This is a genomic window from Sphingopyxis fribergensis (genome assembly GCF_000803645.1).
GTDB lineage: Bacteria > Pseudomonadota > Alphaproteobacteria > Sphingomonadales > Sphingomonadaceae > Sphingopyxis > Sphingopyxis fribergensis.
Genome location: NZ_CP009122.1, coordinates 2585778 through 2598419, shown reverse-complemented (window position 1 = coordinate 2598419; position 12642 = coordinate 2585778). Strand labels below are relative to the sequence as shown.

General features: G+C 65.3%; 12 protein-coding genes. 4 read left to right on the top strand and 8 right to left on the bottom strand.

Annotated features, from left to right (window positions below):
* Positions 1–6: 6 nt before the first annotated feature.
* Both SKP52_RS11990 and SKP52_RS11985 read left to right on the top strand, forming a co-directional pair.
* Positions 7–2169: a prolyl oligopeptidase family serine peptidase gene (locus SKP52_RS11990; protein ID WP_039574989.1), complete on the top strand. Its 2163-nt coding sequence runs from the start codon at positions 7–9 to the stop codon at positions 2167–2169.
* Positions 2166–2654, top strand: coding sequence for a GAF domain-containing protein (locus SKP52_RS11985; RefSeq protein ID WP_039574987.1), 489 nt, complete (start codon positions 2166–2168; stop codon positions 2652–2654). The genes SKP52_RS11990 and SKP52_RS11985 overlap by 4 nt, the downstream gene beginning before the upstream one ends.
* Positions 2655–2663: 9 nt before the next feature.
* On the opposite strand, the gene SKP52_RS11980 is transcribed toward SKP52_RS11985, so the two are convergent.
* From SKP52_RS11980 to miaA, 7 genes are all read right to left on the bottom strand, one after another.
* The gene (locus SKP52_RS11980) at positions 2664–3920 is read right to left on the bottom strand and encodes an adenosylmethionine--8-amino-7-oxononanoate transaminase (protein ID WP_039574985.1); all 1257 of its coding nucleotides are present in this window, start codon (positions 3918–3920) and stop codon (positions 2664–2666) included.
* A 132-nt stretch (positions 3921–4052) separates the two neighbouring features.
* Entirely contained in the window at positions 4053–4661 is a 609-nt protein-coding gene (gene bioD, locus SKP52_RS11975; protein ID WP_039574983.1) for a dethiobiotin synthase, read from the bottom strand.
* Positions 4658–5842, bottom strand: a complete 1185-nt coding sequence (locus SKP52_RS11970; protein ID WP_052208956.1) for an 8-amino-7-oxononanoate synthase — start codon at positions 5840–5842, stop codon at positions 4658–4660. Before SKP52_RS11970 ends, bioD begins: the two co-directional genes overlap by 4 nt.
* A gap of 56 nt (positions 5843–5898) precedes the next feature.
* Positions 5899–6939 (bottom strand): ketol-acid reductoisomerase, encoded by a 1041-nt coding sequence (ilvC, locus tag SKP52_RS11965; protein WP_039574981.1) that lies wholly within the window; start codon positions 6937–6939, stop codon positions 5899–5901.
* Positions 6940–7058: 119 nt separating this feature from the next.
* A complete protein-coding gene (gene ilvN / locus SKP52_RS11960) occupies positions 7059–7574 on the bottom strand; it encodes an acetolactate synthase small subunit (RefSeq protein WP_039574978.1) in 516 nt (171 codons plus the stop codon).
* Between the two features lie 163 nt (positions 7575–7737).
* A complete protein-coding gene (gene ilvB, locus SKP52_RS11955; protein ID WP_039574976.1) occupies positions 7738–9492 on the bottom strand; it encodes a biosynthetic-type acetolactate synthase large subunit in 1755 nt (584 codons plus the stop codon).
* Positions 9493–9567: 75 nt separating this feature from the next.
* Positions 9568–10530 (bottom strand): tRNA (adenosine(37)-N6)-dimethylallyltransferase MiaA, encoded by a 963-nt coding sequence (gene miaA, locus SKP52_RS11950; RefSeq protein WP_039574975.1) that lies wholly within the window; start codon positions 10528–10530, stop codon positions 9568–9570.
* On the opposite strand from miaA, the gene serB reads away from it, so the two are divergent.
* Both serB and SKP52_RS11940 read left to right on the top strand, forming a co-directional pair.
* Positions 10529–11413 (top strand): phosphoserine phosphatase SerB, encoded by an 885-nt coding sequence (gene serB, locus SKP52_RS11945; RefSeq protein ID WP_039574974.1) that lies wholly within the window; start codon positions 10529–10531, stop codon positions 11411–11413. The genes miaA and serB overlap by 2 nt on opposite strands.
* A 202-nt stretch (positions 11414–11615) precedes the next feature.
* The gene (locus SKP52_RS11940) at positions 11616–11966 is read left to right on the top strand and encodes a DUF2200 domain-containing protein (RefSeq protein WP_039574972.1); all 351 of its coding nucleotides are present in this window, start codon (positions 11616–11618) and stop codon (positions 11964–11966) included.
* Positions 11967–12072: 106 nt separating this feature from the next.
* Here the strand turns inward: SKP52_RS11940 and SKP52_RS11935 are convergent, their stop codons facing one another.
* Positions 12073–12528, bottom strand: a complete 456-nt coding sequence (locus tag SKP52_RS11935) for a nuclear transport factor 2 family protein (RefSeq protein WP_039574970.1) — start codon at positions 12526–12528, stop codon at positions 12073–12075.
* Positions 12529–12642 lie beyond the last annotated feature (114 nt).

The window sequence follows — 12642 nt, the reverse complement described above, 5'->3', positions numbered from 1 at the left end:
CTTGCCATGCCCCGTAAAACCCCGTCCGCGCCGCTGGCGCTCGCCCTTATGACGATGATTCCGGGAACAGCGCAGGCGGCCGATGCCGCGGCGGCGTCGGCCACGGTCAAGGCGCTTGCCTATCCCGACACGGCGCGCGGCGACACGGTCGACCCGCAGTTCGGGGTCGATGTTGCCGATCCCTATCGCTGGCTGGAGGATGATGTTCGCGTCAATCCGAAGGTCGCAGACTGGGTCGCGGCGCAGAACAGGGTCACCGACACCTATCTCGAAACGCTCCCCGGCCGTGACAGCTTCAAAAAGCGGATGACCGAGCTTTACAATTACGAACGCTTCGGGCTGCCGACCAAGGCGGGGAGCCGCTATTTCTATACGCGCAACGACGGGCTGCAGCCGCAGTCGGTGCTCTATGTCCGCGAGGGGCTGAAGGGCGAAGGGCGCGTGCTGATCGACCCGAACGCATGGGCGAAGGACGGCGCGACCGCGCTCGGCGAATGGAACCCGTCGGAGGATGGCAAGCATCTCCTCTATTCGGTGCAGGACGGCGGCACCGACTGGCGCATCGTGCGCGTCAAGGATGTCGCGACCGGCGAGGACCTGTCCGACGAGGTGCGCTGGGTGAAATTTTCGGCGCTCGACTGGGCGAAGGACGGCAGCGGCTTTTATTATTCGCGCTTTCCCGAGCCCGCCAAGGGCGCAGCGTTCCAGTCGCTGAACGAAAACCACAGCGTCTATTTCCACAAGCTCGGCACGCCGCAGAGCGCCGACGTGCTGATCCACGCGACCCCCGACAAGCCCAAGCTCAACAACAGCGCGGTCGTCACCGACGACGGCAAATATCTGCTCGTTGTCTCGTCCGAGGGGACCGACGATCGCTATGGCCTGACGCTGCATCCGGTGGGCAAGCCCGGCGCGAAGCCGATCGTGCTGGTCGACGATTTTGCGAACAACTGGGAATATGTGACCAACGAAGGGACGCGCTTTACCTTTGTCACAAACAAGGGCGCGCCGCGCGGGCGGATCGTTTCGCTGGATATCCGCAAACCCGCCGAACTGACGCAGCTCGTCGGCGAGAATGAGGCGACATTGGTCGGCGCGTCGCGCGTCGGCAATCGCCTGATCCTGTCCTACCTCGGCGATGCCAAGTCGGAGGCGCGCATGGTCGCACTCGACGGCAAGCCGATCGCCAATATCAACCTCGCCGACATTGGCGCGGCGACGGGGTTCGGCGGCAAGTCGAGCGATCCCGAAACCTTCTACAGCTTCTCGAGCTATGCGCGCCCGACGACGATCTATCGCTTCGACACGCAGACGGGGAAGAGCGAGATTTTCGCCGAGCCCAAGCTGACCTTCAACCCCGCCGACTTCTCGGTCGAGCAGCGCTTCTATAAGTCGAAAGACGGTACCGAGGTGCCGATGTTCGTCGTGATGAAAAAGGGCCTCGACCGCAGCAAGGGGTCGCCGACATTGCTCTATGGCTATGGCGGCTTCAATGTTTCGATGACCCCCGGCTTTTCGCCGACGCGGCTCGCGTGGGTCGACAAGGGCGGCGTGCTGGCGATCGCGAACCTGCGCGGCGGCGGCGAATATGGCAAGGCGTGGCACGACGCGGGGCGGCTCGACAAGAAGCAGAATGTCTTCGACGATTTCATCGCCGCGGGCGAATATCTGATTGCGCAAGGGATCGCGGGCAAGGGCCAGGTCGCGATCGAGGGCGGGTCGAACGGCGGGCTGCTCGTCGGTGCGGTGACCAACCAGCGCCCCGACCTGTTCGCTGCGGCGCTGCCCGCGGTCGGCGTGATGGACATGCTGCGCTTCGACCGCTTTACTGCGGGGCGTTACTGGGTCGACGATTATGGCTATCCGTCCAAGGAAAGCGATTTCAAGAATCTGCTCGCTTACTCGCCGTACCATAATATCAAGGACGGCACGGCCTATCCCGCGGTGCTGGTGACGACCGCCGACACCGACGACCGCGTCGTGCCGGGGCACAGCTTCAAATATACCGCCGCGCTCCAGCATGCGAAGGCGGGCGACAAGCCGCACCTGATCCGCGTCGAAACGCGCGCCGGCCACGGGTCGGGCAAACCGACCGACAAGATCATCGCCGAGGCGGCCGACAAATATGCCTTTGCGGCGAAATGGACGGGGCTGAGCGTCGAAAAATGAGCTTCGCGCTGTCCTTCTCGGCCACCGATCCCGCCGCACTCTGGGCCGAGGCGGGCGATGCCGCCGCGGCGCTCGTCGCGGGCGAGCCCGACGGCATTGCCAATATGGCGAATGTCGCGGCGCTGATCTGGCAGGCGATCCCCGACCTCAACTGGGCGGGCTTTTATCGGTTTGACGGGCAGGAACTGGTGCTCGGCCCGTTCCAGGGCAAGGCGGCGTGCATCCGTATTCCGCTCGATAAGGGCGTGTGCGGCGCTGCGGCGCGGCTTCGTTCCACCCAGCGCGTCGATGATGTCCACGCCTTTCCCGGCCATATCGCGTGCGACGCCGACAGCCGCAGCGAATTGGTGGTGCCGGTGATCGCGGGCGACCGGCTGGTCGGCGTGCTCGACCTCGACAGCCCGGTTGCCGGACGCTTTACCGCCGCCGACGAAGCGGGGGCCGAGGCGCTTATCGCGCGCATCGCGAGCGCGCTGGCTTCTTAGCAAGCCGCCTTATACGGCGCCGAGCGATGCCTTTATCGCGCTCCACACCTGCTCCAGCTCGTCGGGCGTGATGCAATAGGGCGGCATAACGTAGAGCGTGTTGCCGAGCGGGCGGAGGAGGACGCCACGGTCGCGGTAGAAGGCGATCAGGCGCGGGGCGAGGGTCGAGAGATAGCCTGCGTCGGGTACGACGATGTCGAGCGCGGCGATTGTGCCGAGGCGGCGGGGGTTTTGGGCGCGCGGGTCCTGCGAAAGCAGCGAAAGGTGTGCCGCCTGTGCGTCGGCGAGCGTGTCGATGCGCTGCTGGACGGGCTCGTCGCGCCAGATGGCGAGATTGGCGGCGGCGGCGGCGCAGGCGATCGGGTTCGCGGTGTAGCTCGACGAATGATAGAAGGTTTTCGCGCGGTCGGTCGAATAATGCGCTGCGAAAATCGGCTCGATGCAGAGAGTGACCGCGAGCGGGAGCGCGCCGCCGGTGAGGCCTTTCGACAGGCAGACGATGTCGGGGATGACCCCCGCCTGGTCGCAGGCGAAGCGTGTGCCGGTGCGCCCCCAGCCGGTCATCACCTCGTCGGCGATGAAGAGGACGTCGTGGCGTGCGCAGATGCTGCGCATTTCGGCGAGCACCCACGCTGGGTAGATGAGCATGCCGCCGGCGCCGAGGATCAGCGGTTCGACGATGAAGGCGGCAGGTTTTTGTCGGCACGCGGCTTCGAGCGCGTCGAGCGTGGCTTGTTCCATGCCTTCGTGCGGGAAGGGGATGGTGTCGACGTCGAAGAGCAAAGGCTGCCAGGCGCGGTTATAGACGCCGCGCTCGCCGACCGACATCGTGCCAATCGTGTCGCCATGATAGCTGTGGTCGAGGACGAGGATGCGGCTGCGCGGCTCGCCAATGTTGTACCAATAGCCGAGCGCCATTTTCAGCGCGACCTCGACGCTGGTCGAGCCCGAGTCCGAGAAGAAGACGCGGGTGAGCGGGGCGGGGGTGATGCGGATCAGTTCGGCGGCGAGCGTCTCGGCGGGTTCGTGCGTCCAGCCGGCGAAGATGAGCTGGTCGAGCTTTTCGGACTGGTCGCGGATCGCGGCCATGATGCGCGGGTGCGCGTGGCCGTGGGTGGTGACCCACCAGCTCGAGATGGCGTCGATCCAGCTGGTGCCGTCGGCGGCGTAGAGTTTGGCGTCTTTGGCGTGCGAAATCAGCGGGATGGGGTCGCCGAGGCCGTGCTGGGTGAAGGGGTGCCAGACGGGGGAAGTGGGGGTGCTCATCGTGCGCTCCTTACACCTTCGTCATTCCCGCGAAAGCGGGAACCCAGTTCTGCCGTCGCGTTTCGGATTGTCACCCTGCGGGTGGAGTTCTTTTTTTGGACTGGGTCCCCGCTTTCGCGGGGATGACGAAAATTAGAGGAAATTGGCGCGGTCGAAGTTATCGGCGAACGCCTCCGACAGCTTTTCCGGCGTCAGCGGATCTATGATCGGTAACCTGCCTAGGCGGCGGACGCCCGATATGGTCGTGATGATCGCCTCGCTGTCCTCCACCGCGTGGCCGAGGAAGGCGAGGCCGTGGATCGGGACGCCGCGCGCGCGCAAGGCCTCGATCGTGAGCAGGCTGTGGTTGATCGTGCCGAGGCTGGTGCGCGCGCAGACGATGACGGGGATTTGCCATTTAGCGAACAGGTCGGCGTAGAGCGTGGTGCGCGTGACGGGGACGAGCGCGCCGCCGGCACCCTCGACGATGAGGTTGCCGGGCGGCGGGGTGAGCGTTTCGACGTCGATGTTAACGCCGTCAATTTCGGCCGCGATATGCGGCGAGGCCGGGGCGGAGAGGCGGTGGGCTTCCGGATGGATCGGCACGCCGGCGAGGCGTGCGACGACCTCGCTGTCGGTTTCTTCTTCGAGGCCCGATTGGATCGGTTTCCAGTAAGGCGCGCGGGTCGCCTGCGCCAAAGCGGCGGAAAAGATTGTTTTTCCGATGCCGGTGTCGGTGCCGGTTACGACGAAGCGGGTCATGCGGCGGCCATCGCTTGTTCCAAAGCGTCGGCCATATCGTCGATGTTAGCTTCGTCAACATTGAGCGTGATCGCGATGCGGAGGCGCGCGGTTCCCTGTGCCACCGTGGGCGGGCGGATACCGCGAATGTCGAAGCCGGCATCGCGGAGCTGGCCTGCGATGCGCATCGTGCGGTCGTTGTCGCCGATGATGACGGGCAGGATTTGCGTGCCGCTGGCGGGGATGCCGAGGGGCACGAGGCGTTCGGCGGCGTGGCGGACAAGGGCGTGGAGGCGCGCCTGCCGTTCGGGTTCGTTCGCGACAATCTCGATCGCCTGGCGGACGAGCCACGCCATCAAGGGCGAGGGGGCGGTCGAGAAGATGAAGGGGCGGCCGCGGTTGACGAGGAAGTCGGTCGCGATCCGGGGGGCGCAGAGCAGTGCACCTTCGGCGCCCAAAGCCTTGCCGCAGGTGTGGAGGGTGATGAGGTTGTCGCGGCGCGGCAGGGCGTGGGCGAGGCCAGCGCCGCCGGGGCCGAACACGCCGGTGGCGTGCGCCTCGTCGACGACGAGGACGGCGTCGTGGCGGTCGGCGACGTCGGCAAGGTCGGCGAGTGGGGCGCGGTCGCCGTCCATGCTGTAGAGGCTTTCGACCGCGATCCAGGGGGTGCCCATGCCGCCGCCAGCGCGCCAGCGCGCGATGATGTCGTCGAACGACTGCGCGTCGTTGTGCGCGGCGGCGATGCTGCCGGCGCGGCCGAGTTTCATGCCGTCGTGCGCGCTCGCGTGGATGAGTTCGTCGTGGACGACGAGGTCGCCGCGCTGCGGGAGCGTGGCGAATAGCGCGGCGTTGGCGGCGAAGCCGGTGGCGAAGAAGAGCGCGGCCTCGCTGCCATAATGGCGCGCGGCATGGGCTTCGAGCGCTTCATGCTCGGCGTGATTGCCGCGGAGGAGACGCGAGCCGCCCGAGCCCGCGGGAAGCCCGCGCTCGATGCCTGCGACGAGCGCGGTGCGGAGTGCTTCGCTATCGGCGAGGCCGAGATAGTCGTTCGACGCGAAATCGCGGCCGGCGCGCGGCGCGAGGGTGCGGCGGCGGCTGTCGGCGGCGAGCGCGTCGAGGTCGGCGCGGTGGGTGTCGAAGGGAGAGTTCGGCACGTTTTCTCCTCTTTCGTCATTCCCGCGAAAGCGGGAACCCAGCTGCATCATTGGCTCGCAGGGTCCCCGCTTTCGCGGGGATGACGAAGTTGGGGATGGTCAGATTAGTTCTTCGATTTGTCGACGAGCTGGTTCTTTGCGATCCACGGCATCATGGCGCGGAGTTCGGCGCCGGTCTGTTCGATCGGGTGCGCCGCGGCCGCCTTGCGGCTGGCCTTCAGTTCGGGCTGGCCGGCCTGGTTGTCGAGCACGAAATCCTTGACGAAGCGGCCCGACTGGATGTCGGCGAGGACGCGCTTCATTTCGGCCTTGGTTTCGTCGGTGATGATGCGCGGGCCGGTCTTGATGTCGCCATATTCGGCGGTGTTCGAGATCGAATAGCGCATGTTCGCGATGCCGCCTTCATAAAGGAGGTCGACGATCAGCTTGGTTTCGTGGAGGCATTCGAAATAGGCCATTTCGGGGGCGTAGCCCGCCTCAACCAGCGTTTCGAACCCGGCCTGGATCAGGTGGGTGATGCCGCCGCAGAGCACGGCCTGTTCGCCGAAGAGGTCGGTTTCGCACTCTTCCTTGAAGGTGGTTTCGATGATGCCGCTGCGGCCGCCGCCGACCGCACTTGCGTAGCTGAGGGCGAGCGCCTTGGCATAGCCGTTGCCCGACGCGCCCGCGCCCTCGGCTTCCTGTGCGACCGCGATCAGGCAGGGGACGCCGCCGCCCTTTTGATATTCGCTGCGGACCGTGTGGCCGGGGCCCTTGGGCGCGACCATGAAGACGTCGATGTCGGGACGCGCGTCGATGAGGCCGAAGTGGATGTTGAGCCCGTGCGCGAAAGCGAGCGCGGCGCCGGGCTTCATGTTCGGGCCGATGTCGTCGGCGTAGATTTTCGCCTGTGCTTCATCGGGGGCGGCGATCATGATGACGTCGGCCCATTCGGCGGCTTCCTTGTTCGACATGACCTTGAAGCCCGCGGCTTCGGCCTTCTTAGCGGTTGCCGAACCGGGGCGGAGAGCGATAGCGACTTCACGCACGCCGCTGTCGCGCATGTTCTGCGCGTGGGCGTGGCCTTGGCTGCCATAGCCGACGACGGCGACCTTCTTGCCCTTGATCAGATCCTGGTCGGCGTCGCGATCGTAATAAACCTGCATTTCTTAACCCCTTCGATGGTTATTTGGTCGTCATTCCCGCGAAAGCGGGAACCCAGTTGCAACGCTTGCTCGCTGGGTCCCCGCTTTCGCGGGGATGACGAGAGTTAAAAGATATGTTTTTAAACCGCCTCCGCCCCGCGGGCGATGGCGACGACGCCGGTGCGGCCGACCTCGACCAGCCCGCATTCGCGCATGAGCGCGACGAAGCGGTCGACCTTGTCGCTCGTTCCGGTGATTTCGAAGATGAAGCTGGTGAGCGTCGTGTCGACGACCTTGGCGCGGAACACGTCGGCCATGCGCAGCGCCTCGATGCGTTTTTCGCCGCTGCCCGCGACCTTGACCAACGCGATCTCGCGTTCGACATGCGCGCCGCCGTCGGCAAGGTCGATGACCTTGTGCACGGGGACGAGGCGGTCAAGCTGCGCGATGATCTGGTCGATGATCGCGGGCGAGCCCGAGGTGACGATCGTGATGCGGCTGAGCGCGTGGTCGGAGCTGATGTCCGCCACGGTCAGGCTTTCGATATTATAGCCGCGCGCGGTGAACAGCCCGGTGATCTTGGCGAGCACCCCGGCCTCGTTATCGACGGTGATGGCGAGCACATGGCGCTCGCCGGCTTCGGTTTTTATTTTCATTGTTATTCCTTCCCCTCCCGCTTGCGGGAGGGGATTGAGGGGTGGGCGCGAGCGAAGCGAGCAGACGGCGTGGCGGTGCCCACCCCGCTGCGGCTAGCGAACAAGTTCGCAAGCCTCGCTGCCCCTCCCGCAGGCGGGAGGGGATGGAAAGCGTTCGCGATCATCACACCAGCGCCTTGGCTTCGTCGTCCATCGTGCCGGTGACGTCGCTCGGCTGGAGGAGCATTTCGGTGTGCGCCGCGCCCGAGGGGATCATCGGGAAGCAGTTGGCGAGCTGTGCGACGCGGCAGTCGACGATCACCGGGCCGGGGGTGCCCAACATCGTCTGGATACCGTCATCGAGCTGACCGAGCGTGTCGATGCGCAGGCCCGTCCAGCCATAGGCGTCGGCGAGCTTCACGAAATCGGGCAGGCTGTCCGAATAGCTGTTCGAATAGCGGCTTTCGTAGGTCAGTTCCTGCCACTGGCGGACCATCCCCATCCACTCATTATTGAGGATGAAGATTTTCACCGGCAGGCGATATTGCGCGACGGTGCCCATTTCCTGAATGTTCATCTGGAGGCTGGCTTCGCCCGCGATGCAGATGACGAGGCGGCCCGGATGCGCGATCTGCGCGCCGACCGCGGCAGGGAAACCATAGCCCATCGTGCCGAGTCCGCCGCTGGTGAGCCAGCGGTTGGGCGCCGCGAAGCCGAAGTGCTGCGCTGCCCACATCTGGTGCTGGCCAACCTCGGTCGTGATGATCGGGTCCATGCCGCGGGTGGCGTCGAACAGCGCCTTCACCGCGCGCTGCGGCATGATGTCGGCGCCCGGCTCCTTCTTTTCGGGGAAGTCGAGGCAGCGCGTTGCGCGCCAGCCGTCGATGCGGCGCCACCATTCGCCCAGGTCGCGTGCTTTGTGGCCCGCATCCTGCCAGCCCGTAATGATCGCATCGAGCGCGCGGCCGGCGTCGCCGACGATCGCGAGGTCGACGGGGACGATCTTGTTGATCGAGCTGCGGTCGATGTCGATATGGATTTTCTTGGAATCGGGCGAGAAGGCGTCGAGGCGCCCCGTGACGCGGTCGTCGAAGCGCGCGCCCACGGCGATGATCAGGTCGGCGCGGTTCATCGCCATATTTGCTTCGTACGTGCCGTGCATGCCGAGCATGCCGAGCCATTTGTCATCGTCGGCGGGAAAGGCGCCGAGCCCCATCAAGGTCGAGGTCACGGGCGCCCCGGTAAGCGCGACAAGCTGGCGCAGCGCCGCGCTGGCATCGGGACCGGCGTTGATGACGCCGCCGCCGGTGTAGAAGATCGGGCGTTCGGACGCGGCGATCATGTCGATCGCCTGGGCGATGGCGTCGGCGTCGGGTTCGACCTGCGGGCGATAGCTGTTGTGCTGGATGAATTCGGGCACGCTGTAAGTGCCGGTCGCGACCTGCACATTTTTCGGAATGTCGATCACCACCGGGCCGGGGCGACCGTGCGTCGCGATGTGGAACGCCTCGTGCATGATCGGCCCCAAACGGTCGGGGTCCATGACGAGATAATTATGCTTGGTGCAATGGCGCGTGATGCCGACGGTGTCGCATTCCTGAAAGGCGTCGGTGCCGATCAACGTCGTCGGAACCTGCCCCGTCAGCACGACCATCGGGATACTGTCGAGCAGCGCGTCGGTGATGCCGGTGACGGCGTTGGTCGCGCCGGGGCCTGACGTCACGAGCACGACGCCGGGCTTGCCGGTCGAGCGCGCGTAACCCTCCGCCGCGTGCGTCGCCGCCTGTTCGTGGCGGACGAGAATATGCTGGATCGTCGGGTGTTTATAGAGCGCGTCATAGATCGGAAGCACCGCGCCGCCCGGATAGCCGAACACTGTATCGACCCCGAGGTCGACCAGCGCCTGAACCACCATGTCGGCACCACTCATTTCCGTCACGACGAAACTCCCTCCGAATACAAAAAGGGCAGCGCTTGTGCGCTGCAACAGGGTGCGGGCAATAGGTGTATGATTCTATCCTGTCAACAGTCTATCACGTAATATTATTGCTAATTGATTGATGGATTCATTGTTTAATGACTCTGGGTGGCGCGGCCAATCGGCGGGCGGCTGGTTGCGGAACCACGTATATTGGCGCTTTGCATATTGGCGGGTCGCAGCCTGCGTCTGCTCGAGCGCGCCGGCGCGGCTGATCTCGCCGCGAAGGTGGCCGGCAATCTGGGGGACGCCGATCGCGCGCATCGCGGGGAGGTCGGGGTCGAGATTGCGTGCGAGCAAGGCTTCGACTTCTTCGATCGCGCCATGGTCGAACATCTGAACGAGGCGCGCGTCGCAGCGGTCGCGCAGCCACTCGCGCGGGGGCAGGAGGATCAGCGGGGCGAGGGCGATTTCGTCGGTGATGCCGCCCGCGATCGCCCGCTGCCAGTCGGCGAGGGTGCGGCCGGTCGAGCGCACGACTTCGAGTGCCCGTGCAACGCGGGTGGTGTCGGCGGGGTTGAGGCGCGCGGCTGCGTCGGGATCGGCGGCGGCGAGCGCGGCATGGGCGTCGGCCACGGGAAGCGCGCGGACGGCCTCGCGGATGTCGGGGTCGATCTCGGGCACCGGCGCGATGCCGTAAAGAAGCGTACGCATGTGGAGGCCGGTGCCGCCGACGAGGATCGGGATTTGCCCCGCGGCACGCGCTTCGGCGATCACGCCGCGCGCTTCGTCCGCCCAGCGCACAGCGTTGTGCGCTTCGGCGGCGTCGATGTGGCCGAAGAGGCGGTGGGGTATGCCCGCCATCTCTGCGTCGGTCGGGCGCGCCGAGAGGATGCGGAGGTCGGCGTAGACCTGGCTTGCGTCGGCGTTGACGACGATCCCTTTTTTGAGCGATTTTGCGAGCGCGACCGCCAAAGCGCTCTTGCCGCTGGCGGTGGGTCCGGCGATAAGTGCCACGGGCTGCCGCGTCTGGGCGGTCGAGAAAGAAGGAGATGCCATGTTCGTCGCGACGCTGATAGCAGCAGGAAAGCTGACCGACGAGGTGGTTCGCGAAGGGATCGACCGGCTGGCCGCGACGGGGCATGATGTCGGCGCTCCGCACTGGATCGACGAGCATGACGCGGCGGATATTGTCTTTCACGGCAGCCTGGTGAGTGCGCGCAAGGAACTCGCGCTGATGGACCATGGTTCGCTCGATATCGTCGTGCAGCCGCTGGGCGACCGGACGAAGAAATTGTTCATCGCCGACATGGATTCGACGATGATCACGGTCGAGTGCATCGACGAACTCGCCGATTATGCGGGGCTGAAGCCGCAGATCGCGGCGATCACCGAGCGTGCGATGAAGGGTGAGCTCGATTTCCGCGCGGCGCTGGAGGAGCGCGTCGGGCTGCTCGCGGGGATGCCCGAAACGACGCTGGTAGAGTGCCGGATGGAGCGCGTGCGGCTGACGCGCGGCGCGCGCACGCTGGTGCAGACGATGAAGGCGCATGGCGCGCATTCGATCCTGATTTCGGGCGGCTTTACCGCCTTTGCCGGGCCGGTGGGCGAAGCGATCGGGTTCGACAAGGTGGTCGCGAATGAGCTGGAGATTGCCGGCGGCAAGCTGACCGGCAAGGTCCGCGAGCCGATCGTCGACAGTTCGGCAAAGCTGGAGACGCTGAAGGCCGAGGCGGCCAAGCACGGCCTTCCGCTCGCCGAAACGCTGGCGGTGGGGGACGGCGCGAATGATATCCCGATGATCACGAGCGCGGGGCTCGGGGTCGGCTATTATCCGCATCCCGCCGCGGGCGAGGCGGCGGCGGCGGTGATCCGGCATCATGATCTGACCGCGCTTTTGTGGGCGCAAGGTTATCCGCGGCGGAGCTGGGTGCTGGGGTAGGGTTATGTCGGCCGGTATCGACCGGAATTAGCCGGGGTACACAGTAGAGGCTAACGTCCGCTCCCCACCCCCAAGCGAGCATGCTCCCGTCGCCCCGGACTTGACCCGGCATCCATGAACGGAGCCGTCGTCTGGATCCCGGATCAAATCCGGGATGACGAAGGGGAGGGCGATGGTTATGGTGTCCGACGTGGAGGCCCCCATGACCAAACACCGCATCTTTTCGACCAGCGTTGCGAGCGTGTACCCGCATTATATCGCCAAGGCGGAGAAGAAGGGGCGGACGAAGGCCGAGGTCGATGAGATTATTCGCTGGCTGACGGGGTATAGCCAGACGGCGCTTGAGAGCGAGCTGGCGAAGGGCACGACGTTTGAGGACTTCTTTGCGCGGGCGCCGAAGCTGAACCCGGCACGCGAGCTGATCACCGGGGTGATCTGCGGCATCCGGGTCGAAAATATCGAAGACCCGCTGATGCGCGAGCTGCGATATTTGGACAAGCTGATCGACGAGCTGGCGAAGGGCAAGAAGATGGATAAGATTTTGCGGGGGTGACGGCCAGTTTCGACCGATTGCAGCTGCACTCTTTCTTGCCTTCGTCATTCCCGCTTTCGCGGGAATGACGAAAATGGGATGCGGCTCCTCAACCTTAAACCGCACCTCAATCCTCGATCGGCGCGGCGCCCGCTTCGGCAAATCCTGTATCGGCAAGCCGCTTCAACGCCGCCGCATATTTCGCGGTGTCGAGATAGGGATGCAGGCTGACGATCTTTCCCCAGCGCAGGCGGATGATGTGGACCCCGTCGTTGACGTAGCTGGTGTCGCCGTCGGCCATCACCGCGCGGTCGCGCCATTCGATCACCGCGGTGGTGTCCCACGGCGTGCCGCTGGATGCGATATGCTTGATTTCGAATTTGAGGACCGGGTGGACCGCGAACAGGCGCTGGAACCAGGCGCGTAAGCCCGCCTTGGTGTGGCGCGTGCCGCCGAGGGCGTGGTCGCCGGGGAAGATATGTTCGAAGCGGTCGGCCATGCCGCCGAGCGCGGTCTCCCAGTCGCCTTTGCTGAGGCCGCCGAAGATCTTGCGGACCTGATGGCGGACGATCGCGTGATACATGATATTTCTCCTGCTCAAGTTGACGTCGTTAACATTGACGGCGGCCAGATGGGGATGATGTTTACGATGTCAACACTGCGTATGGAAAATATCGATCCCGGATCAAGTCCGGGA

Bases quoted from the DNA above. Each gene is read 5' to 3' on its own strand.
- SKP52_RS11990 (WP_039574989.1), top strand. From the start codon at position 7: ATGCCCCGTAAAACCCCGTCCGCGCCGCTGGCGCTCGCCCTTATGACG.
- SKP52_RS11985 (WP_039574987.1), top strand. From the start codon at position 2,166: ATGAGCTTCGCGCTGTCCTTCTCGGCCACCGATCCCGCCGCACTCTGG.
- SKP52_RS11980 (WP_039574985.1), bottom strand. From the start codon at position 3,920: ATGAGCACCCCCACTTCCCCCGTCTGGCACCCCTTCACCCAGCACGGC.
- bioD (WP_039574983.1), bottom strand. From the start codon at position 4,661: ATGACCCGCTTCGTCGTAACCGGCACCGACACCGGCATCGGAAAAACA.
- SKP52_RS11970 (WP_052208956.1), bottom strand. From the start codon at position 5,842: ATGCAGCTGGGTTCCCGCTTTCGCGGGAATGACGAAAGAGGAGAAAAC.
- ilvC (WP_039574981.1), bottom strand. From the start codon at position 6,939: ATGCAGGTTTATTACGATCGCGACGCCGACCAGGATCTGATCAAGGGC.
- ilvN (WP_039574978.1), bottom strand. From the start codon at position 7,574: ATGAAAATAAAAACCGAAGCCGGCGAGCGCCATGTGCTCGCCATCACC.
- serB (WP_039574974.1), top strand. From the start codon at position 10,529: ATGTTCGTCGCGACGCTGATAGCAGCAGGAAAGCTGACCGACGAGGTG.
- miaA (WP_039574975.1), bottom strand. From the start codon at position 10,530: ATGGCATCTCCTTCTTTCTCGACCGCCCAGACGCGGCAGCCCGTGGCA.
- SKP52_RS11940 (WP_039574972.1), top strand. From the start codon at position 11,616: ATGACCAAACACCGCATCTTTTCGACCAGCGTTGCGAGCGTGTACCCG.
- SKP52_RS11935 (WP_039574970.1), bottom strand. From the start codon at position 12,528: ATGTATCACGCGATCGTCCGCCATCAGGTCCGCAAGATCTTCGGCGGC.